General features: G+C 53.7%; 23 protein-coding genes. 14 read left to right on the top strand and 9 right to left on the bottom strand.

The annotated features are described in order from the left end of the window. Nucleotides 1-6: 6 nt before the first annotated feature. From TURPA_RS02040 to TURPA_RS02025, 4 genes are read left to right on the top strand one after another with little or no spacing between them, the layout of a single operon-like run. Nucleotides 7-1,812, top strand: coding sequence for a SpoIIE family protein phosphatase (locus TURPA_RS02040; RefSeq protein ID WP_041948239.1), 1,806 nt, complete (start codon nt 7-9; stop codon nt 1,810-1,812). Between the two features lie 40 nt (nt 1,813-1,852). Beyond that, complete coding sequence (gene hpf / locus TURPA_RS02035; protein ID WP_014801618.1) at nt 1,853-2,593, top strand: ribosome hibernation-promoting factor, HPF/YfiA family; 741 nt, start codon at nt 1,853-1,855, stop codon at nt 2,591-2,593. After that, nucleotides 2,500-3,528: an HPr(Ser) kinase/phosphatase gene (gene hprK, locus TURPA_RS02030; RefSeq protein ID WP_342612518.1), complete on the top strand. Its 1,029-nt coding sequence runs from the start codon at nt 2,500-2,502 to the stop codon at nt 3,526-3,528. Before hpf ends, hprK begins: the two co-directional genes overlap by 94 nt. Before the next feature lie 8 nt (nt 3,529-3,536). Next, nucleotides 3,537-3,803 carry an HPr family phosphocarrier protein gene (locus TURPA_RS02025; protein ID WP_014801616.1) on the top strand — a complete coding sequence of 89 codons (267 nt, stop codon included), beginning with the start codon at nt 3,537-3,539 and terminating at the stop codon, nt 3,801-3,803. 33 nt (nt 3,804-3,836) lie between these two features. Here the strand turns inward: TURPA_RS02025 and TURPA_RS02020 are convergent, their stop codons facing one another. The 3 genes from TURPA_RS02020 to TURPA_RS02010 all read right to left on the bottom strand — a co-directional run bounded on the left by TURPA_RS02020 (nt 3,837) and on the right by TURPA_RS02010 (nt 6,543). Next, nucleotides 3,837-4,772 carry an N-acetylneuraminate synthase family protein gene (locus TURPA_RS02020; protein WP_014801615.1) on the bottom strand — a complete coding sequence of 312 codons (936 nt, stop codon included), beginning with the start codon at nt 4,770-4,772 and terminating at the stop codon, nt 3,837-3,839. Between the two features lie 39 nt (nt 4,773-4,811). Further along, nucleotides 4,812-6,056, bottom strand: a complete 1,245-nt coding sequence (locus tag TURPA_RS02015; protein ID WP_014801614.1) for a M23 family metallopeptidase — start codon at nt 6,054-6,056, stop codon at nt 4,812-4,814. Nucleotides 6,057-6,135: 79 nt separating this feature from the next. Further along, nucleotides 6,136-6,543: a bactofilin family protein gene (locus TURPA_RS02010; protein ID WP_014801613.1), complete on the bottom strand. Its 408-nt coding sequence runs from the start codon at nt 6,541-6,543 to the stop codon at nt 6,136-6,138. 223 nt (nt 6,544-6,766) lie between these two features. On the opposite strand from TURPA_RS02010, the gene TURPA_RS02005 reads away from it, so the two are divergent. From TURPA_RS02005 to TURPA_RS01975, 7 genes are read left to right on the top strand one after another with little or no spacing between them, the layout of a single operon-like run. Further along, the gene (locus tag TURPA_RS02005) at nt 6,767-7,222 is read left to right on the top strand and encodes a murein hydrolase activator EnvC family protein (protein WP_157210363.1); all 456 of its coding nucleotides are present in this window, start codon (nt 6,767-6,769) and stop codon (nt 7,220-7,222) included. Beyond that, on the top strand, nt 7,222-8,454 hold the full coding sequence (locus tag TURPA_RS02000) for an amidohydrolase family protein (RefSeq protein ID WP_014801611.1): 1,233 nt from the start codon (nt 7,222-7,224) through the stop codon (nt 8,452-8,454). The genes TURPA_RS02005 and TURPA_RS02000 overlap by 1 nt, the downstream gene beginning before the upstream one ends. After that, entirely contained in the window at nt 8,454-9,623 is a 1,170-nt protein-coding gene (locus tag TURPA_RS21255; protein WP_014801610.1) for a Crp/Fnr family transcriptional regulator, read from the top strand. The genes TURPA_RS02000 and TURPA_RS21255 overlap by 1 nt, the downstream gene beginning before the upstream one ends. Next, complete coding sequence (locus TURPA_RS01990; RefSeq protein WP_014801609.1) at nt 9,620-10,261, top strand: Crp/Fnr family transcriptional regulator; 642 nt, start codon at nt 9,620-9,622, stop codon at nt 10,259-10,261. Before TURPA_RS21255 ends, TURPA_RS01990 begins: the two co-directional genes overlap by 4 nt. 41 nt (nt 10,262-10,302) lie before the next feature. Further along, on the top strand, nt 10,303-11,082 hold the full coding sequence (locus TURPA_RS01985; RefSeq protein WP_014801608.1) for a hypothetical protein: 780 nt from the start codon (nt 10,303-10,305) through the stop codon (nt 11,080-11,082). 46 nt (nt 11,083-11,128) lie between these two features. Further along, on the top strand, nt 11,129-11,617 hold the full coding sequence (locus TURPA_RS01980) for an FtsB family cell division protein (protein WP_014801607.1): 489 nt from the start codon (nt 11,129-11,131) through the stop codon (nt 11,615-11,617). Nucleotides 11,618-11,629: 12 nt separating this feature from the next. Then, on the top strand, nt 11,630-13,177 hold the full coding sequence (locus tag TURPA_RS01975) for a tetratricopeptide repeat protein (RefSeq protein WP_014801606.1): 1,548 nt from the start codon (nt 11,630-11,632) through the stop codon (nt 13,175-13,177). 1 nt (nt 13,178) lies between these two features. On the opposite strand, the gene TURPA_RS01970 is transcribed toward TURPA_RS01975, so the two are convergent. From TURPA_RS01970 to TURPA_RS01950, 5 genes are all read right to left on the bottom strand, one after another. Beyond that, on the bottom strand, nt 13,179-14,039 hold the full coding sequence (locus TURPA_RS01970) for a mechanosensitive ion channel family protein (RefSeq protein ID WP_014801605.1): 861 nt from the start codon (nt 14,037-14,039) through the stop codon (nt 13,179-13,181). Nucleotides 14,040-14,046: 7 nt separating this feature from the next. Further along, the gene (gene typA, locus TURPA_RS01965) at nt 14,047-15,852 is read right to left on the bottom strand and encodes a translational GTPase TypA (protein ID WP_014801604.1); all 1,806 of its coding nucleotides are present in this window, start codon (nt 15,850-15,852) and stop codon (nt 14,047-14,049) included. An 85-nt stretch (nt 15,853-15,937) separates the two neighbouring features. Continuing rightward, nucleotides 15,938-16,498 (bottom strand): hypothetical protein, encoded by a 561-nt coding sequence (locus TURPA_RS01960; RefSeq protein ID WP_157210362.1) that lies wholly within the window; start codon nt 16,496-16,498, stop codon nt 15,938-15,940. Nucleotides 16,499-16,541: 43 nt separating this feature from the next. Further along, entirely contained in the window at nt 16,542-16,997 is a 456-nt protein-coding gene (locus TURPA_RS01955; protein ID WP_014801602.1) for a hypothetical protein, read from the bottom strand. Then, nucleotides 16,997-17,365, bottom strand: a complete 369-nt coding sequence (locus TURPA_RS01950; protein WP_014801601.1) for a hypothetical protein — start codon at nt 17,363-17,365, stop codon at nt 16,997-16,999. Before TURPA_RS01950 ends, TURPA_RS01955 begins: the two co-directional genes overlap by 1 nt. 122 nt (nt 17,366-17,487) lie before the next feature. On the opposite strand from TURPA_RS01950, the gene TURPA_RS01945 reads away from it, so the two are divergent. The 3 genes from TURPA_RS01945 to acnA are packed head-to-tail and all read left to right on the top strand — an operon-like array spanning nt 17,488 to nt 22,649. Next, nucleotides 17,488-18,825 carry a PP2C family protein-serine/threonine phosphatase gene (locus TURPA_RS01945; RefSeq protein WP_014801600.1) on the top strand — a complete coding sequence of 446 codons (1,338 nt, stop codon included), beginning with the start codon at nt 17,488-17,490 and terminating at the stop codon, nt 18,823-18,825. A gap of 48 nt (nt 18,826-18,873) precedes the next feature. Then, nucleotides 18,874-19,878: a hypothetical protein gene (locus TURPA_RS01940; protein ID WP_014801599.1), complete on the top strand. Its 1,005-nt coding sequence runs from the start codon at nt 18,874-18,876 to the stop codon at nt 19,876-19,878. A gap of 56 nt (nt 19,879-19,934) precedes the next feature. Next, nucleotides 19,935-22,649 (top strand): aconitate hydratase AcnA, encoded by a 2,715-nt coding sequence (acnA, locus tag TURPA_RS01935; RefSeq protein ID WP_014801598.1) that lies wholly within the window; start codon nt 19,935-19,937, stop codon nt 22,647-22,649. A 46-nt stretch (nt 22,650-22,695) separates the two neighbouring features. On the opposite strand, the gene TURPA_RS01930 is transcribed toward acnA, so the two are convergent. Further along, nucleotides 22,696-23,073, bottom strand: a complete 378-nt coding sequence (locus tag TURPA_RS01930) for a RidA family protein (protein ID WP_014801597.1) — start codon at nt 23,071-23,073, stop codon at nt 22,696-22,698. Nucleotides 23,074-23,109: the final 36 nt, after the last annotated feature.

Genomic DNA, 23,109 nt, shown 5'->3' with positions numbered 1-23,109 from the left:
GGGCGGATGCTCGAACTCAGGTACGGCAAACGGCGGGTAGTAAAATATCGGGGCGCAAAGACCGTTATCGGTGGCCTTACGCCCAAAGACAAGATCGACATTCTCATGTACGTCAGCAAAGAGCTGTCGACAATCAACGATAAAGACACGCTGTTCTCGCGCGTCATTTCTCTTTGCTCTGAAATTTTCGAGGCCGACAACGTGACGCTGCGCATATGGGAAAACGATATGCTGCACCCGGTGGCGTTTCTCGCGCAGACAGTGCCCGAACGCCGGCCGCTCGCGAGTGGCGAAGGTTTTTCGGGTTCGGTTTTCGCCGAACAGAAGTCGAGCCTTATATACGATCTTTCGCAGAACTCGAAATACCTAGACCCGGGAGAAAATACGCTCTGCGTTATTTGCGCGCCGATCAGCGTGCGCGAAGACAAGCTCGGTACGCTCGCAGTCGAAAAGGGGACTTCGCACTTTTACAAGAACGATGACCTCGAGATTCTTGAAGCGATGGCAGCGCAGATCGCGCTCGCGATTTTGAGCGCGCGCCTCATCACCGGTATACTTGAGGCACAGAAAACCCAGCAACGCCTCACCAGCCAGCTACAGTTCGACCTGCGTATCGGGCGCACAGTGCAGTCGCAGATAATACATTCATCGATACCCGCTTTTAAGGCAATCGACATCAGGGCAGCGTATGAGCCGATGGTTGAGGTGAGCGGCGACTATTTCGACTATTACAGGTCGCATGAATCGCTCACGCTGATTATGGCCGACGTCTCGGGCCACGGAGTACCCGCTGCGCTCATCACCATGGCATTGCACTACCACTTTCGTCTGCTGAGTGCGCAGGGTTTGAGTCTGCTCGAGCTTCTGGCACAGCTGAGCGACCATATGAAGCCAATATTGCCTTCGGGTATTTATTTTACAGCACAGCTTCTGCGCGTTCACAGCGATTACAGTTTTACTTTTGTGAACGCGGGACATCCTAAACTCATGCATTTTTCTGCCTACAGCAACCAACTGCTGACGCAATACGACACGCCGGGTTACCCGCTCGGCATTGCCTCGTTTGACATCAACGACTATCAAGAGATCAGCGGAAAGTTGCGCCCCGGCGAAACGCTCGTGATGCTGACAGATGGTTTTGCCGAGCAGCAGAACAGCCAGCGCGAACAGCCCGGTGTCGAAAAAGTCATCAGCTGGATAGGCACAGCCCTCGCCGAACCCGCCGGCGCGATCGACTCGTTTATGCAGAGCTTCAAGCTCTATAAGGGCGACGAACCCAATGGCGACGACTTAACCATACTTACGCTGCACTATAATCTGCGCCACCTCGAGGCTGACACACTCATTCACCAGAGCCGGCAGAAAATCAAGAAAGCCGATCACGCCGGGGCAAGAGCGTCGGCGATGGCGGCGCTGGCGGTACGCCCCGAACACCAGGATGCTCTGATAATTGTCGGCAAACTTGCACTCGTCGAGCGTGACTACCGGACTGCAGCCGAATACCTCGGGCATGCATGCGCCTTTGACGACCATGTCGAGCCGCAGATTTTGTTGCTTGCGGGGCATGCCGCCTACAAGGCCGATGATATTTCTTCGGCCAAACGCTACTTAAAGCTGCTGGTCGCCGATGAGCCGCAAAACCTGAAAGCCTCGCTGCTGCTCATTCGCTGCTATGTGCGTGCCAACGAGCCGCACAAGGCACTGAGAACCCTGAATGCGGCGATGAAATATGCACCGCAAAATGAAAAATTGCACCAGGTCGCGGCGTATTTGACAAAGTCGAAAAAAACACCGATTCCGGCGAAAGTATAAAAAACGCTCGATCTTATCTTTCACCGTCCATAATCGCCTTATGGAAATTTCATACTATTTCAAGAATCTGCCCCCAACCGACGCGATCAAAGCATATGCAGGCAAAAAGATTGAAAAGCTCAAAGAGCGGCTGCACCATATCGAAGGCATCGACGTGCGGTTCTCGCTCGAACGGCAAAACCAGTTTTTTGAGATCACAGTGCACGGTGACGCCACCGTCTTTCACCTTAAAAAGAGCGACAAAGACCTCTACGCGGCGATCGACAATGCACTCGATGTGCTGAACAACCAGATCGACAAGTATCGCAAGAAGTTCGAAGAGAAGACTGCCAATGTAAAAGAGATGTTCATACCCCAGGCGGCGGGCCGCGTTCAAGACGAAGAGACTGAAATCGAGGTGCGCGATGCAGAAATTAAGCCCATGGACGATCTCGAAGCCGTGCTGCAGTTGCGGTCTAAACAATTTCGTTTCTTAATGTACCACCATGTCGACGAGAAACGATACGGCCTTGTGACCGCCCGCAACGATGGCAACTACAGCATTGTCATGCCGGGCGGCGGTGGTTTTGTTGAGACAATCGTGCGACTCTCGGGCAATAAACTCGAAAAGCTCGCCGAATCGGTGTACCCCGTCTCGAAGTTCACTGTTGCCGAGGCTCTCGATGTGCTCAGCGATGCGGCGCTCGAATTTCTTGCGTTTGTGAACGAAGAGTCTGGCCGCCTGAATGTCATGTTTCATGCCCAGGGTGGCGGTATCATGATCAAGAGGCCTGCTATCTGAAATCGGTCAAGGTCCGCGAACTTTTAAAAGACGCAGACCGGCTGCGTCTGAAGCTCATCAACGAAGACGCCGATCTCGACAGAGAGCTGCGCGAGATCGACGTCAACCGCCCGGGGCTTGCACTGAATGGATTTTTCGAACACTTTGCCCACGATCGCGTGCAGGTCTTCGGGCAGGGTGAGCATGCGTTCGTGAGCAGCATTTTGCCAGAAAAGCTGCAAGAGCCGCTGGAGCGTTACTTCAATTACCCGATTACGGGAATCGTCTTCACGCATTCTAATTTTCCCCCCGACCTTTTTCTCGAATACGCGCGCCGCAACCGCACACCGGTTTTTATTTCTGAACACCGCACGAGCAAGTTTATCAATGTGTTCACCGATTTTCTCGATGCCGCGCTCGCACCGCAGACTCTGCTCCATGGCACACTCGTTGAGGTTTCGGGCGTCGGTATTCTGATTCAGGGCAAGAGCGGCGTGGGCAAGAGTGAAACGGCGCTCGAACTCGTGCAGCGCGGGCATAGCCTCGTCGCAGACGACGCCGTGCGCATCATCTGCCGCGACGGCTCACGGCTTTACGGTTATGTTTCGCAGACTATCGAGCACCACCTCGAAATTCGCGGTCTTGGCATCATCAGCATCAGCGACCTTTTCGGGGCCGGGGCGGTGCGAATGAACAAACGTATCGACCTTATTATTCATCTCGAAGATTGGGATGACAAAAAGGAATACGACCGGCTGGGGCTTGAAGACCATACCGAAGAAATTCTGGGCGTTGAAATAGCCGTCATGACAATACCGGTGAGGCCGGGCCGAAACGTGCCGGTGCTGATCGAAACGGCCGCAAAGAATTTTAACCTCAAGTCGCGCGGCCACAACGCGGCGCGCAAATTTCAAGAAAGGCTTTCCCGCATGATTCGCGAGGCTGCAGAAAGCTAGGGGGCACCATGGTATCACGCACAGCGACAATCAAGAACGAATCGGGCGTTCATGCAAGGCCGGCAGCAGTTTTCGTAAAAATGGCGAATCGGTTTCCCTGTGAAATATTCGTAGAAAAAGACAACCAGCGCATTAACGGCAAGAGTATCATGGGCCTCATGATGCTGGCGCTCACGCGTGACACCCGCATTACCGTCATTGCTGAGGGCGAAAAAGAAGAAGAGGCAGTTGCGGCCCTCTGCGCGCTGGTCGAGAATAGTTTTATTGAAGCTTAGGGTGCCGCAAAAAGGCGCAGATCCCCGGCCATTTCATGGCCTGGGAAAATCAGCATGCCGTGGGCGCATCGCGCGTACCTTACCTTCAAACTCGTAGAGCGATCGCTTGCCGTAATAGTCTGACTGGGTTTCTGCTGCGTGGCAATCGGCATTCGCAGCATTGCCGCGAATCGCATGCGCGAGATCGATTTGCGCGCGCAAATGGCGAATTTCTGCTGGGTCTGAAGACATCGATTGGTCAGGGCCGGGCAAAGTTTTGTCGAGGGTAAAATGTTTCTCGATAATCTGAGCTCCGCATGCGACTGCTGCAAAAGCCGCTTCGCTGCCCGTTGTGTGATCAGAGAAACCGACGACTGTTGCAGCCGGTGCGAGGCTCGCGATGCGCAGCATGCGGCTGATATTTGCCTGCTCGTTTTTGGTAGGGTAGAGTGAGACGCAGTGCAGCAACGCGTAATTCTGCTTCGCTTTTTTGTTCAGGTGCGCGATGGCGCTGACAATCTCTGCTTCGCTGGCTGCGCCCGTCGAAACGATAAGAGGTTTGTCGCACGCGGCAGCGGCATCGATGAGCGGCCAGTTGTTCACATCGCCCGATGCAATCTTGAACGCGGGTGCACCGAGTTGATCGAGCATCGGCACCTGATCTTCAGTCAGCGGGGTCGAAAAGAATGCCAGCCCCAAGCCCACGACATGGTCGCGCAAAGATTCGTGAAACGCCGCGTCGAGTTCGAGGCCGGCGAAAATATCATAAAGGCCGTGCGTATTTTCGAACTGCCTGTTGATAAAGTATCGGGTGGTGTATGACTGCATTTTGACCGCATCGACGCCCGAATCTTTTGCGGCGTCTGCCATGCGGCGCGCCAGATCGAGATCACGATTATGGTTTAAGCCGAATTCGGCGATGAGAAATGGCTTTTCAACCGGCGAGATGACGCGATCGGCCGGGTTGGCCGCGCTCTTGCGAAGAATCACGGTTCGACACGCCTTCGGCTGCTCACCGCAAGCTCTACCTTAATGCTTCTTTGAACGGCCGCGCAGGCCCTTCAGAAACTTCACGGGGTTTACGTTCTCACCGTTCTTGGAAATTTCAAAATGCAGATGCGGTCCGAATGAGTAACCGGTGTCACCGGTGCGCCCGAGCACCTGACCACGGCGAACGCGCTGGCCGACTGCCACGTGGCGGCGGCTGAGGTGTGCATAAAGCGTTTTATATGTTTCGTCGTGCTGTACGATAATCGCATTGCCATAGCCGCCGAGCCAACCCGAATACGTGATGGTGCCTGATTTTGCCGCCCGTACGGGAACGTAGAACGCCTTGAGGTCGAGACCCTTGTGAAAAGCCGAACGCGGCCAGCGGCGGTAGCCATAACCACTCGTGATGACGCGGCTCGAAACGGGTATCAGCCAGCCTTCTGCATGGCGAATAGGCTTCGCTCCGGGCAAGAAAATTTCTTCACCGATGTCGAGCAGGTCGATGTTGACATGCTCGTTTTCGGTCATGAACTTATCGAGCGGTACCTTATGCGCCTGTAAGATGTTTGCGAGGCGTTCATTTTTCTTCACGATGTAATAAAAGCCATCGCGCGTCGGTATCGACAGAGTCTGCCCGACAGAAATCTCTTGAAATTCGTTGAGGCGACTTGAACCGCTGATCGACTCGGGTTTAACTTTGTATTTTTTAGCAACGGATTTCAGGGTGTCACCCGGCTTTACTTTGTACTGCAGCTTCTGCACTTTTTGTGCGCCTTTTTCGCCGGCCTTGTCGACCTGCTCGCGTTCTTCGAGCACACCCATCAACTGGTCTTTGATTTTTTCATCGCCTTCAAACTGTGCGATTTCACCGGTGATGTCAGAAGCTTCTGAAATAACCTTACCGGATTCGAGACGGCCGACACCGCCCACGCCGGTCTTCGCATCAGAGAAGGCGAGCTTCACTGCATTCTGGCGCTTTTTCCAGAGGCCAAAGCTCAGCGAGACAGAGAGGCAGGTAACGGCCAGAAGCAGCCAGACCATCGCCTTGCGGTCGATGTGCAGCGCGCCGCTCTTGAGTGTGCCGCGGCGCTTGTAAAAATACAGAAACTGGCCTTTGCCCTGGTAGGCGATTTCGGCAAAACCCAGATTGATTCGCATGCCCGCGATCGCAGGTTTCGCCTGCTGCGCAGGCAATACCGTCGCCGCGCTTGCAGCCGCAGTCGGCTTCACGTTCAGAACGAAGAAATCTTTGTCGGCTCTTTTGCGTGGCTTCTCAGAGGGCATGTCGGGCCTATAGTTTGATTTTCGACCCGAAGAGGATGTTTTTGTGAGTGCTTTTTTTTTCGCCAAGGCAGACCTGGGTTTATTGAATACCCTTTTTGTCTAATTCGCGCATGAGACCGTAACTCTCTTCGACGATTTTGCGCGGGTCTTTCTTGTGGCCGCCGTGAATGTTCACGGTGCCTTTGAGCACCACGCCGCGCGAAATATTGAGCACCGGAGTTGTAATGTCACCGAGCATGCGGCCGGTTTCGGTCAGGCGCACTTCGTCTTTTGCATCGATGTCGCCGATGAGCGTGCCTGCGAGTACAACCTCGCGTGCGCTGATGTTGGTCTTGACTTTACCGGTTTCGCCGACGACGAGCGCTTCGTCGGTGCGAATATCGCCCTCAAATTTGCCGTCGACGCGCAGGCTGCCTGAAATATAGAAGCGACCTTCAAAGATCGAGCCTTCGCCGATTACCGAGTTTGTTTGATCGTACTTCGCCATAATGTCTCTGAGCTGCCTTTTTGTTGTAGATTAGCTATACCAAATCTAACCAGCGAGGCGGGGCGAGAATCAAAAAAGACCCTAAAGACCGCCGGCCGGGTTCGCACGTTACGACCCGGCGCTTGCGGGCGAAGGTTTATTTTGGCACCCGTAAATGCCGATAATTGTATGCATGGTGGGTACCCGTTCGCAACTTTTTACCCGATATTTTGCCGCTTTTCTCATGGCTACCCCCCTCGTTGCCGTCGGGGGTATAAGCGATAAGCCGGATTTCGACGATTACCGTAGGGTGGGGCGCGTGGTTCAGCCCTTCTCTCGCAGCAGTGAAAAGAAACCATACGGAGTCACCCTGCAGCTGCGCGAGAATTCAATACGCAACCTCGCCGGCGGGGTCGTCTATGGCACCGGCACTATGCGCGGTTACGGAAAGTATATCATCGTCGATCACGGCAAGGGCTGGCATACGCTCTATTCAAACGTGGCGCGCATTCATGTCGCGCGCGGGCAGCAACTGGCGCGCGGCAGCGTAATCGGTTCAGCGCGAAGCAAAAGGCTTTTTTTGGTTGTATCCTACAGGGGAAATCCAATTAACCCCTCAGAGACTATTGGCAGATCAACGCATGAAGAGCACGCGGGGCGTGCTCTTCATGCGTTGGCTGCAAGCGACGAAACAAGATAATGGCCTGGGAACTCGTAAACGGAACAATCATCACTCCCCACGATGTGCTTGAGCGCGGCTCGGTGCAGATCGACAAGACGCACATTCAGCACGTGTCGAAAAGTTCGCGCAAGTCTGCCGACACCATGCAGATCGACGTCAACGGCATGTTGGTTTTTCCCGGGCTGATAAACTGCCACGATCACCTGCTCGGCACCTACGTGCCGCGGGTCGGCGACCGCCGGCCATACCTCAACTGGCTCGAATGGGATAACGATCTCAAGAGCGCCCCGGTCTATGCCGAGCGGCAGCAGATAGATTCTTCTGACCTTTACCTGCTCGGTGGCTACCGCCACCTGTTATGCGGCATCACGCGTGTGCAAGACCACATTCCTCATTTTGTGCGCGAGGCGTTTGCCAAAAATCTGCCGATTCGCATTATCTCTGATTTTGCCATGGCGCACTCGGTGACTTCGTTTGCCCTCAAGTGGGGCGACGGTATCGAAGCAGAGCACGCAAAAGCAGTGAAGAACAACATTCCATTCATCACTCACTGCTCTGAGGGTTACGACGAAGAAACCCTGCGCAGCGTCGAAACGCTCGCGGCGAAAGGTGCGCTCAGCAAACAAACCGTGCTCATTCACGGCATCGCGTTTTCTGACAAAGACATGGATCTTCTCGCCGAGCACCAGTGCAATGTCGTGTGGTGTCCCGTGTCGAACCTCTATATGTTTGAACAGACGGCGCGCGTCAAAGAACTCATGGACCGCGGCATCAATGTCACTCTTGGCACAGATTCGCCGATGTCGGGCAGTTTCAGCATTTTCGAAGAGTTTCGCACCGCGAGGGAGTTCTACCGGTTTGCTTATGGCGCCGAGCTCGACGACAAGGTGCTCATCGACATGATGACCACAAACGCAGCACGCGCGATGTGCCTCTCCGATGCAGGTTCAATCGCCGATGGCAAAGCGGCAGACCTGCTGCTCATCGACGGTGCGGCAACGAACCCGTGGGCTGCACTGACGCACGCCGACTATTCTGACATTATGCTCGTGATTACTGAAGGCCAGCCCAAATATGGCGACATTGCCTTTGCGCCGGTTTTCGATGCGATGAAAATACCCTACCAGACTATCATGGTGAAGGGTGCGCGCAAGATTGTTGCCGGCGATATTCTCGGCCTGCAAAATCGTATACGGCGTGCGGTCAAATTCAAGAAAGAACTCGACTTTTTGCCGATAGAGGCCGCCTAATGCCGATTACACGAAATTACTCCGCTGGCTCGATCGTCTACTTTGCGGGCGATGTCGGCGAAGATGTGTACGTCATGCAAAAGGGGCGTATCTCTCTGATATCCACCTCGCTCGACCAGAAAGATGACATCAAAGAAGATGTGCGTAAGGGTGAGTTTTTTGGCGTCAAGTCGGCACTCGGCCGCTACCCGCGAGAAGAAACTGCACAGGTGCTCGCCGATTCGCAGGTGCTCGTTTTCAAACTCGCAGAGTTCGAGCAGTTTGGTCAGAAGAACACGCGCATTGTTTTGCAGATGCTCAAGGTGTTTTCATCGCAGCTGCGACGGGTGCACAAAGCCGTTCGCGAATTTCTCGGCGAGCACGGTGCTTCAGAAGCATCGATGGAGCTCGTGCGCGTGGGCGAATATTATTACAAAGCGGGCAAGACCGATTACGCGCTTTATGCCTTTGGCGCATACCAGAAGAATTTTCCCGCAGGGCCACTCACCGAACGCGTGCGCCGTCTGGCACAGTCGGTGAAAGAGGGCGCGGCTTTTCCCCTTGATTTGCCCGACATCAACGAAGAGATGCAGCGAAACGAAGTCGCGCAGCGCACCGGTCAAATGGTAAACCGCAGCGAGCCGCAACCGGTCGACGACTACGCAAACCATGCCGACGTCGACATGCCGTCAGATATGCCACCACCGCTCGATGTTGACATGGGTGACATCGGCGATCTGCCGCCGCCTGCCGGCGATTTTGATCTGCCCATGCCCGACGACTTTGATATGGGCACGCCGTCGAAAACACCTGCGCAACATTACAGCGACGGGCTCAGCGCATTTGCCAACCACCAGTTTGACGAAGCGCTCGCCGCATACCAGCAGGCGCTCGAAGGCTCAGGCAGTGATGCGGCGCTGCACGAAAAATGTTTGTTCGAGCTCGGGCGCACGCATGTGAAAAAAGCCGATGCCAAGAGCGCCGTTGAAAAGTTCTCAGAGCTGCTGCGCACGCATGCGCAGGGATCTCTCACCCGCAAGGCAATGATACAGCTCGCCGAAATATATGAGCGCGCGCGTGACAATGCCCGGGCTGCATCGCTCTACGAAAAGGCCTCGCGCATACCACCTCAAGATAAAGAGGCTAACATCGCGCTGCAGAAGGCGAATCAGCTTAAGGGGCAAAAATGACCGGCGGCGGGCTATTCAATAAATTCGGTAAGCAGTTCAACACGGGAGAAATCATCTTCTGCGAGTTTGAACCGGGCAATAGCTTCTATCTGATCCAGACCGGGCGCGTCAAAATCTCCAAGGTCGTCAAAGACAAAGAGAAGACGATGGATATTCTGAGCGTCGGCGACATATTCGGCGAAATGGCCATTCTTGAGGAGCAACCCCGTTCTGCGACCGCCACCGCTATTGAGCCTGTGACTGTGCTGCACTTTGATCGCGACAACTTTGTGTCGATGATGATGAGCCAGCCGCAGCTGGCGTTCAAGCTGCTGGTCGTTTTTTCAAAACGCATTTACGATGCAAAACGCCGCCTCATGATTCTGTTGCTCGACGACATTCAGTCGAAAATTTCAGACGTATTTCTGATGCTCGCTGAAAAAGAACCCACCTATGCGCACATGCGCGAGGTGTCGTTTCCCGTGACAATGGACGATGTCGCCAATTGGGCGGGTACAAGCGTCGACCAGGTGGCCGAGCAATTGAATCACTGGGCGAAGGTCGGTAAGGTCGAATTGTACTCAGACCGCATTTTCGTGCGAAACCTCGCCGATTTTAAGAGAATTGTCGCGCAGAAGCGCAAAACGGAAAAAAGGTAAATAACGGGCGCATTTATGCCGAAGTACAAATGAGGACAACCATGCTACGCAAATTGATATTTTCGACTCTGCTCGCGGCACCTTTGGTGTTTGCGCAAGACAAAGACAGCAAGGCGTCGCCTCCCGATACGCAGCCAGCGGGTGGCCAGATTCGTGACGAGCGTGTATCGGTTGAAAATCTCAGCTTCTGGAAAAAGAACGCGACCGATGGCAAGGGTGATTACCTCGAACTGACATTCGATATTGTCAACAAGACTGAAGACAGCATTCCGCTGAAATTGTTTATCATCGGCTTTAACGAAAAAGATCTCGTCGACTCGCAATACCGCCGTTACGTTGAATATCCCAAATGGAGAAAATTCGACGAAGATAAGCAGCTGCACAAGATTGTACTCTTCAACAGCATTCCCGACATAAAGCATGAAGACGTGGCAGCATACGCCAAGAAGAAAGAAGAGGCCGTGGCAAAAAACGGGGGCTTTAAGCCGCGCGAAGACGAGCCTGCGCCCGCGGGTTCAAAAAACAAGACCACGCTTAAGCAATTTCTCCACTATGTTCAGTACATTCACGAAAAACCCGAGTCAGGCGTCGATGTGCTGCTGCAGGGTTTTGAAGATGCAAAATATACTTTGAAAAAAGAGAAGGCGTATCGCATCGAAGAGAAGGCGCTCAAGGCCAACGTTTGGGGCAAGCTGCTCTCGCGCTACCGCGTCGACCGCAAGTTCTTTAATCATGTCGGGCTGGTGCTCTACGATACCGAAGCCAAAAAAATCGTGCATCGCCAGTTCTACAGCATCAACGGCAGATTCAAGATTCTCTGATCTAATCTTCTTGTCGTCGCGGCCCTGAGATTCATATTCGGCGCACATGCTGACGCGCCGCATCGGCCACTTCTTTGAACGCAGCCGCGAGCACTGGTTGTTCGTGCCGCTCTTCGTGCTGCTGATTTTGTCGTTCATCTACGTTTTTTTTATCGGCGACAAAGGGCTCATGGCCTATCGTGTGCGCATCAAAGAGAAAGAAGAGCTCAAAGAGCAGATTGAAAGTTTTAACCGACAAAAGAGCGAGCTGAGGCAAAAACTCACGATGCTGCGAAACAAAGACATGGCCGTGCAAAAATTCAGTAAGGATTTCTACCTTTTTCAGGAGAAGGTCCGTATTCTGAAATTTCGCGAATCTGCTGATGAAAAAACCGCAGAAGCAAGCGCGGCGGCCGACCTTGCGACCACGCAGAAATTCTATATCGTATTCACGAGTGTTCTAATCGCTCTCGTAACCCTGTTCTTCTACCGCCGCAATTCAGCGCGCATCATGGCCGACAAGGTGCGACCTTTCGCCCTCGGCGATGAAATCTAACATGAGGTATCTGTGATCAGAAGTATTTTAATTTTCATTGTGGCTGCAGCGCCGCTCGCTGCGGTTGCAGACCTGCGCAAATACCATGACGCGGTCGGCCGCTACGAGGCCCGCGAATACGATCAGGCAGTGAAACTATTCGTTGAGTTTGTCGCCGAAAACCCTTATGAGCCCGAGGTCAAGAAGTCGTGGTTCTATTTGGCAAATGCACTCGCCGAACAGGGTAAGTGCAACGAAGCTGTGGCCCGGGCCAATATCGCGCTCGAGCGCTACCCGGCCCACCCCGATCGGCACGAGTTGCGTGTGATCACCGGCGAATGCCTTTATCAGATGAACGCGCATTCCCGGGCCGACCGGCTGCTCGCCGACACCCGCAAACAGGCAAATATTGAGTCTTTGCACTACCGTATCGATATGTACCGGGGCTTTATTGCATATGATGCGAGATCATTTGCGCCCGCAACAAAACTCTATAAGAGCGCGATAGCCTTTGCCACAAAGTTTGGTTTTGAAGACCGCAACTTGTTTCGGGTGTATCGCGATCTCGGTACAATGCTGGCGCGCGACCCGCTGCAGACCGAGTCTGCGGTCGAATATTTGTCGCGGGCAATACAGTTGTCGGCAAAATACAAGCCAGGTGAGGCCGGCGCATTACGCCTTGCACTCCGCCGTATTTCACTTCGCCGCATCGACAAGCTGAATGGCCTCGATGACAATTCTATCGCAGATATCAGGGTCGATGGTGATGACGTCTATATTGCAACCTGGGGTGCCGGCCTCGTGCGTTATACAAGGTCTGCCGATAAGCTCGAAAAAATTAAATTGCCCTCGCCACAACTGCGCGGGCTTTACGCTGATTTCGATGAGCTCTATGTAACCTCTTTCGACGGTGTTTACCGCTACAGCAAAAAAACCGGAGAGACAGAAAGCCTTAGCGACGAAGCCGGTGCGTTGAAGCTGGGGCAAAAAACCATCAAAGACGACCGGTACGTGTATTTTTCAACTCTGAACCGCGGCTTGATACAATACGACACCATCAAGCGCAAGGTTGTGACGCTCGGTAAAGATTCATGGGTGGGTAGCAACCAGGTATATGCACTCGATGCAGATCTCGATTATATCGTTGTCGGCACGCTTGATCACGGCGCTGTTATCTATCATAAAAAAACCGGTGAGGTGCAAAGAATTACCGTCGGCGAAGGTTTGCTCAGGTCAGAAAACGTCAAGGCAGTGCTTCTCGATGGCCGGTATGTCTATATCGGAGCGCATAACGACGGTGTTTATGTTTACGATATTCAGCAGAAAAAACTGACACCGATCAAAGCCGAATTGCCTTTTCCCTCGGCGTTCGCCCGGCGTGACCATGAAATTTTTATAGGTACGTCGGGGCAGGGGTTAAGAGTTCTCGACAGAAACACCAACAGCCTCAATCGCATGACCGCCGTTGAAGGCCTGTCATCGAATGAAATTCAGATATTGCGTATCGAAGGTGATTTTCTCTGGATAGGCTATCTGGAAAACGGCATCGACGTCGTTTACCGCCCAGCCAAAGAGAAATAGACTACTTTTCGGCGAAGCGAATACGGGGTTTCTTCGCCGTCAGGGTGAGAAATTCGCGCCAGATGCGGTCTTGCATATTGACACCCTGACCAGTCGGCGCCATGTATTGCAGTTTTAGCACGATGTGATTACCAACCATTTGCGTCAGCACGCGGGGGTCACGATAGAAAGAAATCATGTCGAGCTCGGCATCGCCCGTCTGCAGCTGCTCTTTGGCTGCTCGGGCCGTCTCGTATTGCTTTTTCGCGCATTTTTCGAGCAGCTCGGCAGCGCTTTTCCAGTCTGAGGTTGCGGTGAGGCTGACCTGTAATTCTTGAAAGACATGCCCGACATGAGCACCGGTTGTTGCGAAACTCTCCGTGAAGATTTTGGCATTGGGAAAAAACACCACACGTCCGGTGGTCTGGCCGCCTTCAGCCGAAGAGACTTCCATTATGCTGGTTTCCATAAGGCGAATGTCGATGACGTCGCCCGCGACGTTACCAATCTGCACCCGGTCGCCGATGACGAAGGGTCGTCGAATCATGATGTATGCCCAGCCGACGACGCAAACCCACAGGTCACGCGTGACGATCAGAAAACCGGCGCCAAAGATACCCAGAAAGGTCGCCACATTGCGAATCGACGGCAGCCAGATTGGCAGAAGTAAAAAAAGCCCGATAAAGAAGCTGATATAAGAGACGGTGCGCTTGTAGCGCATGCGCACGAACTTGTCTTCGATGTTGCGGTAGGCGATGCGCAAGACGACCATGCGTGTGAGCAGCAGAATGCTCACGACGAGGGCCGTCGCGGCGAAAGCATGCCCGCTCGTCAGTCGCGCCCAGAATGCGTTCAGGTTCTGTGGCGAGAAGAACTCGAGCATTATGCGATCAGGCGCTTCGCTTGCGCATTGATGGGTTCAGTACTTTTTTGCGCAGTCTGAGGCTGGTCGGCGTCACTTCGAGAGTTTCGTCTTCTTCGAGAAAGTCAAGGCACTGTTCGAGTGACATTTTTTTGTGCGGCACGAGGCGCAGCGCTTCGTCTGTGCCCGAAGCACGCACGTTACTCTGCTTCTTTTCGCGTATTGGGTTTACGTCAAGGTCATTGTCTTTCGCGTGCAGGCCAATGATCATGCCCACGTAAACCGGCACCTGTGCGCCGAGAAACAGGTCGCCGCGATCTTGTATGCTGAAGAGTGAATACGCGTTGGTTGCACCGGCTTCCATGCTGACAATTGCGCCGCGGGTGCGACCCGAGAACTCGCCCGCAAAAGGGCGATAACCCAGAAAGATACCAGACATCGAGCCTTCGCCGCGGGTTTCCGTTAAGAAAAAGCTGCGAAAGCCGATAAGGCCGCGCGTTGGCATTTCATATTTGATGCGTACAAAGCCCGTTGAGAGCGTTTCCATGAGCAGCATAATGCCTTTGCGGCGGTTGAGCTCTTGGATCACTCCGCCTGAATACGCTTCGGGCATATCCATAATCATTTCTTCGTAGGGCTCGAGTTTTTCGCCGTTTTCTTCTTTAAAAATTACCTGTGGCTTTGAAACACCGAGTTCAAAACCTTCGCGGCGCATGTTCTCGATGAGAATCGCGAGCTGAAGCTCACCGCGGCCGGCGACCTTGAACGAATCGCCGAGATCTTCTACGCGCAGCGCGAGGTTAGTCTTGAGTTCGCGCTCAAGCCGCTCGCGAATGTTGCGCGAAGTGACCCATTTGCCCTCTTTGCCCGCAAACGGTGAATCGTTAACTGAGAACTGCATCGATACCGTCGGCGGCTCAATTTTGATACGGGGCAAAGCTTCGCTGACGCTTTCAGCGCACAGTGTGTCGCCGATCGTCATTTCTTCGATGCCCGCGATCGCGATGATATTCGGGCATGAAGCTTCGGTTACGTCGATGCGCTTGAGGCCCAAAAAGTCGAAGAGTTTTGTGATCTTGTGTTTGCTGACGGTTGGCTCGCCCTTTTCGTTCTCGCCGCGCAGAACCACCTGGTCGCCGACTTTGACCGAGCCGTTAAATACGCGGCCAATGCAGATTCGACCAAGGTAGTCGTTATAGTCAAGGCTCGTAACCTGAAATGTGAACGGGCCCTGCGGGTCGCCGGCGCCATCGCGCGCGTGTTTCAGTACCATGTCGAGCAGAGGCTTAATAGACGTCTTTGATTCTGGCTTTTCGAAATCCGCCCATTCTAAAAAGGCATAGTTGTTTTTCGCGCTCGCGTAAATGACAGGAAAGTCTGTCTGCTCGTCAGAAGCATTGAGCTCGACGAAGAGGTCGAATACATCGTTGATGACCGCCTGCGGATCGCAGTTCGGCTTATCTACTTTATTGATAACTAGAATAATTTTATGACCGAGTTCGAGCGCTTTCTTCAGTACGAAGCGTGTCTGTGGCATTGGGCCTTCCATCGCGTCGACGAGCAAGAGGCAGGTGTCGACCATACGCAGAATACGCTCGACTTCGCCGCCGAAGTCAGAGTGACCAGGGGTGTCGACGATATTGATTCGGGTACCTTCGTACTCAACCGCCGTGTTCTTCGCAAGAATCGTAATACCGCGCTCGCGCTCGAGGTCGTTCGAGTCCATCACGCGTTCTGTGACGTCTTTCGCTTCTGCTGTGCAGAAATTGAGAATTTTATCGACGAGAGTTGTTTTGCCGTGGTCGACGTGGGCAATAATGGCGATGTTTTTCATGTTTGTTGTTTGCTTCGGGGTATTGGCCCCTTCTATGCACCGCCAAAAATGGGCAATGAGATAGGGTGTAAAGAACAGTAAAGGGCTAACGGCCCGGTAGCTTGCCGCCCAGGCACTTACTGCGCTCAGACGTGTATTGGTAAATTTCTGAAAGCAGCGTCTGGTCGACAAAACCAAAAAGATGTTTGAACAGATTTTCGTCGAGCGAAGTTACCTCAAGAAAACGCCAGGTTTCACCCGAATCGGCCGAGACACCCATGAGGTTATAGCGCAGATCCATCGTTTGCTCGCCGTATTGCCAGCGCGACTTGCGCTCGATCAGCACGAAAAGCTGCCCGTGTGCCGTGTGTATGCGATCGGGGCGAATAAATTCGAAAGACAGCAGCTTTGCCTTATCTTTTTTCATTTCGGCAAATTCGGCGATGAGTAGCTTCTCCAGCGCTTCAGCGCCGCCCTTACGCTTCACGATCGGCTCGGCAGTGTAGCGAACCAGGGCCTTTGCATCTTCACGCTGAAAGGCATGCGTCATATCGACAGCCTGGGTGCGGGCGCGCTCCAAAAGCTCATCGGCCATCAGCGCGCCAGGCAGATGCAGCAGCGCCATAACGAATTGTAACTGCAATCGGCGAAAAGATAGTCTGGGCATGTACCAGCACAGATTGTGGGTATACCGTGAAAAGCCGCAGCCGTTAAACAGACTGCGATTCGCCGTATTCAAGCAGCAATTGGCCCGGCCATGTCCACGAGAATGTCAGGCTCGCTTTCGATTTACCATTGTTCCATTCGCTGCTTACCGCCGCAATCGAACGGTCGCCCGACTCGGGCAGAGGGGATTCGATCAGCTCTTTCCACGCGAGCTGTCGCGTGGTTTTCACCGGCGCCGCGTAACCCCGGTCTGGCATCGTTTTCATGATTTCTTGCACCACGGCAGAAAGATTCTGATAACTCTCTTCATTAAAGTCTTCATTGACCGTGAGGCGCAGCGAGGTCAGTTTCTCTGCATCGAATTGCAGCACGTAGACAATAACGCCACCCGTGATGGCCTCGCTCATCGCGGCAGTATTTTTCGGAGTAATGATGACACCGGCAAACTTCTGATTGAAGTCAGCCCGGCTGAGGTTTAGTGGTAATTCATGCAGGCGCATTACCGGTTCTTGAACCGAAACGCGACACCGTCTGCCTTGAGCGTGTCGCCGTCGCGTTTGTACTCAATTTCGCAGATGCCGTCGGCTCTCAGTTTTTCTGCTTCTTTTTTGAGCTCGCGCAGTACATCGGCGCGCTTTTTCTTCGGCCCTTCGACTTTCGCCTCGATAATACCCAGTTCTTCAATCGTGTCGCCAATTGGGCCACGATAATACATCGTCACACCTGTCGTGTCGACATTGGCACCTGGGTCGCCTGCCGCCATGTCCCAGAAGACGAGTTTGCCATTATTGGGGTAGGTGCGCCGCGTCTTGCTGGCGCAGGCGCCCAGTGAAACAAAGAGCACGATAAAGAGGGCAAGGCGAAGCATGACTACTCTTTTGCTGCCTTTAGCCGTGGTCAATTAAAAACACTGGCGCGCCGCGGGATTTGGCCTCCTGTTCGAAAGAACTTGCCGCCCGGCATTCACAGGCAACTTTGCCTGGCTGACGCATGGCAACCGAAGTCTACGAGTTTATCACCACTGCGAATGAAGCCGAGCTACAGGCCGAGCTGATACGGTATGTATCGCTCTTTCAGATCAACGAAGTTCTCTCTTCAACTCTCGATTACGATGAGGTCTTGCGTCTCGTGTTGCAAGAGATGCGCGCGCTTTCAGGCGCAGAAATTGCCTCGATTTTTCTCATTAACAAGAAAGACCAGGTGCTCGAGTTTGCCGCGACGACTGATGCGCAGGCAGAGCTTCTGAAAAATATTCGCGTGCCTTTGGGCAAGGGTATTTCGGGTTACGTGGCGCAGACCGGCGAGTACGTGAACCAGAGCGACATCAAGACTGACTCGCGCTATTATAAAGAAGTCGACGTGACGCGCGGTGGCGAAACGAAATCATACCTCTGCGTACCGCTGAAGCTGCGTGGCGAAATAAAGGGTACGGTGCAGCTCATGAACAAAGCGGGCGGGCACCCGTTCACCGACGCCGACGTGCGGCTCATGCTCAACTTCTCGACGCAGGCGGCTATGGCGATTGAGACTTCGCTCTTGCACCGCGACGCTCTCTCGAAAAAAGCGTTTGAGCGCGACGTGCACCTCGCTGCAGACATTCAGCGCCAGTCTTTGCCGCACGCAATGCCGCAGATCGAAGGTTATTCGATTCACGGGCACACCGAACCCGCACAAGATGTCGGCGGCGACTATTTTCAGTTTATCAACCACGTCGACCGCACCGGCAATACCAAGATCGACCTCATCGTCGCCGACGTTGCCGGCAAGGGCATACCGGCGTCGCTGATCGTTTCCAATTTCCACGCGGCTTTGCAGTTGCTTTCGCCTCTTTATGATACGTTGGGTGAACTCGCGTTTCAGCTCAACAACTTCATGCGCCAGAACCTCATCACGGGTACTTTCGTCACGGCGTTCATCGCGCGCCTCGACGCTGCTTCGGGCAGAATGCACTACGTAAGCTGCGGCCATAACCCGCCTTACATCTTTCGCAAAAATGAGGATAACAAAATTACTGCAGAGCTCTTGCAGCAGAGCGGCACCGCCTTCGGCCTCAGATTCGACATGGAATACCGCGTGCACCGGCTCGACCTCAAACCCGGCGAGACAGTGCTGATCTATTCTGACGGCATCACCGAAGCGATGGACCCTGAAAACGTGCAATATGAAACCGACCGCATGAATGCGTGCGTCGAGAAAGTGCTCGCACGCACTTCAGGCAAAAACTCCGCGGAGCAGGTTGTGAATGACCTGCGCGAAGACGTCGATAAATTCAGACGCGGCGCTGAAGTGAACGACGATTTGACAGTGGTTTGCTTACAGCGGCTGTAGCCGCAGTAAAAATAGTTGCCCGTATAATGCCGTTGGCCACCGGGGGCAATGCCTATACGTAAACTTGCCTATCGTCTGGTCTTCGGCTTAGCTGTTTCGACCTCATTGTTTGCCGAGTCAAATGACGCCGCTGCTGCAGCTGGCGCGACGGCAGAGAACACGTCGTTACCTGACGCAAAGCCTGCTATTGCAAATCGCTTGCCTGTTGCGAATCCTCTGTTTTTGCCCTCGCAGAACCAATTCTACGTTGAGATACAGGGCGGTTGGCAGCGTTATGCGTCAAAAGTTACTTTTCCCGCACAGACGGTTTCGGGGGTTCCATTGGCGGCGGGCAGCACCAAAACAACTCGGGACTCTGTACGCATGGCAGCGACCCTTGCATACGCTCTTCACGATCGTTTTGTTTTAGGCTTAGATGTACTTTATTTGGCCTCCGAACGGGTTTCCTTGAGCAATACCGGGTCATTATCATCACTTCGTGCCTCTGCGACGACGAGCACGGGTTTTTACAACCCCCGTTTCTCGGCGATAGGCCGGCTCTTGGGTCTCGGCCGCAATGAATGGTTTTTGGATGCCGGTGGCATCTATTCTCCCGGTATCAAGAGTGATGATCCGAATGCTTTCGCGAAGCCTATGTCTGAAGTTGAGGCAAAGGTTCGGGTCGGCAAGAACTCGGGGCCATGGACCGCCGGCATCGGAGTCTCGCTCGCCTACAGTATAGAAACTATGCATAAGGGCATCACCTATCGTTCGACCACGGCACTCCTTACCGAAGCGGTTGTTCAATACGATATGGCTCGGCATTTTATCGACGCGGGTATTGGCCTCATACAATATGTAGATCGCACTTCAGCCAATGATGCCCTCAATGGCAAGATGCGCACAATCATTCAATTCGGGTTGGGTACGCGATTCACGCAGAATGTCTTCGCCCGGGTTTCCGTGGGTTGGCTCATGCCTATCTCCGCAGATTACCGCGAATCAGGCTACTTGTTTCAGGTAGAAGATATTGGCGGCCCCGTTGCCTTCTTGACTATTGGTGCTCGCTTCTAGGCAGCCGCAACTCTCAAATCAATAGACGCCCTCTCTCTGCAAAAAATTCTCGTCCCATGACAAATCCCTCATGGGCCGACAAACTCGGCACACGCAAAAAACTCCAAACCGCCGCCGGCGAGGTGTCGTACTATTCGCTTCCCGAACTCGCGAAAAAATACCCCAATATCAACCGCCTTCCTTATAGTATACGCATTCTGCTCGAAGCGGCGCTGCGGCAAGAAGACGGATTCATCATCGATGAGAACCATATCAAGACGATTGCCGAGTATGACCCGAAATCTGTAAAAGAAGAAGAGATCCCGTTTAAGCCTGCACGAGTGGTTATGCAGGATTTCACCGGCGTGCCGGGCGTTGTCGACCTCGCCGCGATGCGCGATGCGATGACTGAACTCAAGATTGATCCCAAGAAGATCAACCCCGTACTGCCCGTCGACCTTGTGATCGACCACTCGGTGCAGGTCGACTTCGCGGGCTCGGCCGACGCGCTCGACAAGAACAACAAGCTCGAGTTCGAACGCAACGGCGAACGCTATGAGTTCTTGCGCTGGGGTTCGGGCGCATTCTCGAACTTTCAGGTTGTACCTCCTGCAACCGGTATCGTGCACCAGGTGAACCTCGAGTACCTCGCGAAAGTTGTGCAGACGCGCCAGCACAACGGCGAACTCGTCGCCTACCCCGATTCGCTCGTCGGTACAGATTCGCACACCACGATGATCAACGGCCTTGGTGTGTTGGGCTGGGGCGTCGGCGGCATCGAAGCAGAAGCCGTCATGCTCGAGCAACCGATCTATATGCTGATTCCTGAAGTTGTCGGCTTTAAGCTGACGGGCAAGCTGCCCGAAGGCACGACTGCCACCGACCTTGTGCTTACCGTTACGCAGATGCTGCGCAAGCACGGTGTCGTCGGTAAGTTCGTTGAATTCTACGGTGAAGGCCTCTCACAGATGAGCCTCGCCGACCGCGCCACAATCGCGAACATGGCACCCGAGTACGGCGCGACGATGGGCTTTTTCCCGATCGACGACGAAACGATTCGTTACATGAAGCTCACCGGCCGCGACGAAAAACTCTGCGACCTGGTCGAAAAATATTCGAAAGCTCAGGGCCTTTTCTTAACAAAAGAAGCTCCGACGCCTGACTTCAGCTCAACGCTTGAACTCGACATGGGCAAGGTTGTGCCGTCGATTGCCGGCCCCAAACGCCCGCAAGACCGTATCGAACTCAAAAATGCAAAAGCCGATTACCGCAAGGCGATGGCCGACGTGTTCAAAGATGCTCCCGATAAAAGTGTGGATGTACCACTCAACGGCAGAACGGAAAAACTGGGCAATGGCTCGCTTGTCATTGCGGCGATTACCTCTTGCACCAATACGTCTAACCCCTCAGTGCTGGTAGCGGCAGGCCTCGTGGCAGAAAAAGCCGCGAAGGCGGGCTTAAAGGTTCCGGCAACGCTGAAATCCTCACTTGCACCGGGTTCGCGCGTGGTGACTAAATACCTCGAAGCAGCGGGCTTGCAAAAATCGCTCGATGCAATTGGTTTTAACACTGTGGGTTATGGCTGCACGACGTGCATCGGTAACTCAGGCCCGATAGACGCGGCACTGTCAGACGCGATCAACAAGAACAACCTGACGGTGGGTGCGGTGCTTTCGGGTAACCGCAACTTCGAAGGCCGCATTCATGCCGACGTGAAAGCCAACTACCTCGCTTCACCGCCGCTGGTCGTGGCGTACGCGCTCGCCGGTACCATGGATATCGACTTTGAATCAGAAAAGATTCAGGGCAAAGTTTCGCTGAAAGACATCTGGCCGACGCAGAAAGAAGTGAACGATGCGCTCGCGAAAGCGGTTACATCTGACCTGTTCAAAAAAGAATACGGCAACGTGTTCAAAGCCAATGAGATGTGGAACAACATCAAAGTCGGCGCGGGCGACACCTATACGTGGGATCAAAAATCGACCTACATCGCGAAGCCAAACTATTTTGAGAACTTCTCGCTGACCGAGCCGGGCATCCCGAACCTCAAGGACATCAGTTGCCTCGCGATCTTCGGCGATTCGGTGACAACTGACCATATTTCGCCTGCGGGCAATATCAAGAAAGACTCGCCTGCAGGCCGTTACCTGACAGGTCGGGGTGTGCAGCCGGTTGATTTTAATACTTACGGCGCGCGCCGTGGTAACCACGAGGTAATGGTGCGCGGTACTTTTGCCAACACGCGCATCAAGAACCTCATGATGGCTCCCGAAGCAGTTTCGGGCAAAGTCGCCGACTGGACAAAAGTACCCGAAGGCGGTAACACAGTCCATATTCCGTCTGGTGAAAAAATGAGCATCTTTGACGCAGCGATGAAGTACATGGAAGCGAAAACTCCGCTGATTGTGCTGGCCGGTAAAGAATACGGCACGGGCTCATCGCGCGACTGGGCGGCGAAGGGCCCGGCGCTGCAGGGCATCAAGGTGGTGATCGCCGAAAGCTTCGAGCGTATTCACCGTTCGAACCTGATCGGCATGGGCATTCTGCCGCTGCAGTTCAAAGACGGCCAGAACGCACAGTCGCTGGGGCTCGATGGTTCAGAAGTCTTCAATATCGAAGGTTACGATAACAACCTGAAGCCGCGCAGCGACATCAAGGTCACGGCGAAGAAAAAAGACGGCGCAGTGGTTTCATTTACCACGATGAACCGTGTCGATACACCGGTTGAGGTGGTGTACCTCAAAAACGGTGGTATTCTGCACACGGTGCTGCGAAAACTGGGAGCAGGTTAGTAATCTGCCCTTTTAGCCACCGAATTAATTCGGTGGCTAAAAGCTGTTATTTCAAATACATCACAGCTTCGATTTCAACCGACGCCCCGCGTGGCAGCGCAGCTACCTGCACTGTCGAACGGGCGGGTTTATGCTCGCCGAAATGTGCTGCATACACCTCGTTCATTGCCTGAAACTGCGAAAGATCGGTCATAAACACCGTACATTTAACGATTTTGCTGAGGCTGCCGCCTGCTGCTTCGCAGACCGCACGCACATTTTTCATAACCTGCTCGGTTTGCGCCTTTATATCTTCTGACGCCAGAAGACCTGTTTCGGGCACGAGGGGAATCTGGCCAGAGAGAAACACGTATTCGCCGGCCTGAATTGCCTGCGAGTAGGGGCCGACGGCAGCGGGTGCGCCTGTGGTAGCGATTACTTTCATAACCGATGCGCCCGGTTGAAAACCTGCCCCGTCAAT

The sequence above is a fragment of the Turneriella parva DSM 21527 genome, assembly GCF_000266885.1.
GTDB classification, from domain to species: Bacteria; Spirochaetota; Leptospiria; order Turneriellales; family Turneriellaceae; genus Turneriella; species Turneriella parva.
Note: the sequence above shows the minus strand (reverse complement) of the source record. Positions and strands in the feature narration are given on the sequence as shown.

Bases quoted from the DNA above. Each gene is read 5' to 3' on its own strand.
- TURPA_RS02040 (WP_041948239.1), top strand. From the start codon at position 7: ATGCTCGAACTCAGGTACGGCAAACGGCGGGTAGTAAAATATCGGGGC.
- hpf (WP_014801618.1), top strand. From the start codon at position 1,853: ATGGAAATTTCATACTATTTCAAGAATCTGCCCCCAACCGACGCGATC.
- TURPA_RS02025 (WP_014801616.1), top strand. From the start codon at position 3,537: ATGGTATCACGCACAGCGACAATCAAGAACGAATCGGGCGTTCATGCA.
- TURPA_RS02015 (WP_014801614.1), bottom strand. From the start codon at position 6,056: ATGCCCTCTGAGAAGCCACGCAAAAGAGCCGACAAAGATTTCTTCGTT.
- TURPA_RS02010 (WP_014801613.1), bottom strand. From the start codon at position 6,543: ATGGCGAAGTACGATCAAACAAACTCGGTAATCGGCGAAGGCTCGATC.
- TURPA_RS02005 (WP_157210363.1), top strand. From the start codon at position 6,767: ATGGCTACCCCCCTCGTTGCCGTCGGGGGTATAAGCGATAAGCCGGAT.
- TURPA_RS02000 (WP_014801611.1), top strand. From the start codon at position 7,222: ATGGCCTGGGAACTCGTAAACGGAACAATCATCACTCCCCACGATGTG.
- TURPA_RS21255 (WP_014801610.1), top strand. From the start codon at position 8,454: ATGCCGATTACACGAAATTACTCCGCTGGCTCGATCGTCTACTTTGCG.
- TURPA_RS01990 (WP_014801609.1), top strand. From the start codon at position 9,620: ATGACCGGCGGCGGGCTATTCAATAAATTCGGTAAGCAGTTCAACACG.
- TURPA_RS01985 (WP_014801608.1), top strand. From the start codon at position 10,303: ATGCTACGCAAATTGATATTTTCGACTCTGCTCGCGGCACCTTTGGTG.
- TURPA_RS01980 (WP_014801607.1), top strand. From the start codon at position 11,129: ATGCTGACGCGCCGCATCGGCCACTTCTTTGAACGCAGCCGCGAGCAC.
- TURPA_RS01970 (WP_014801605.1), bottom strand. From the start codon at position 14,039: ATGCTCGAGTTCTTCTCGCCACAGAACCTGAACGCATTCTGGGCGCGA.
- typA (WP_014801604.1), bottom strand. From the start codon at position 15,852: ATGAAAAACATCGCCATTATTGCCCACGTCGACCACGGCAAAACAACT.
- TURPA_RS01960 (WP_157210362.1), bottom strand. From the start codon at position 16,498: ATGCCCAGACTATCTTTTCGCCGATTGCAGTTACAATTCGTTATGGCG.
- TURPA_RS01955 (WP_014801602.1), bottom strand. From the start codon at position 16,997: ATGCGCCTGCATGAATTACCACTAAACCTCAGCCGGGCTGACTTCAAT.
- TURPA_RS01950 (WP_014801601.1), bottom strand. From the start codon at position 17,365: ATGCTTCGCCTTGCCCTCTTTATCGTGCTCTTTGTTTCACTGGGCGCC.
- TURPA_RS01945 (WP_014801600.1), top strand. From the start codon at position 17,488: ATGGCAACCGAAGTCTACGAGTTTATCACCACTGCGAATGAAGCCGAG.
- TURPA_RS01940 (WP_014801599.1), top strand. From the start codon at position 18,874: ATGCCTATACGTAAACTTGCCTATCGTCTGGTCTTCGGCTTAGCTGTT.
- acnA (WP_014801598.1), top strand. From the start codon at position 19,935: ATGACAAATCCCTCATGGGCCGACAAACTCGGCACACGCAAAAAACTC.
- TURPA_RS01930 (WP_014801597.1), bottom strand. From the start codon at position 23,073: ATGAAAGTAATCGCTACCACAGGCGCACCCGCTGCCGTCGGCCCCTAC.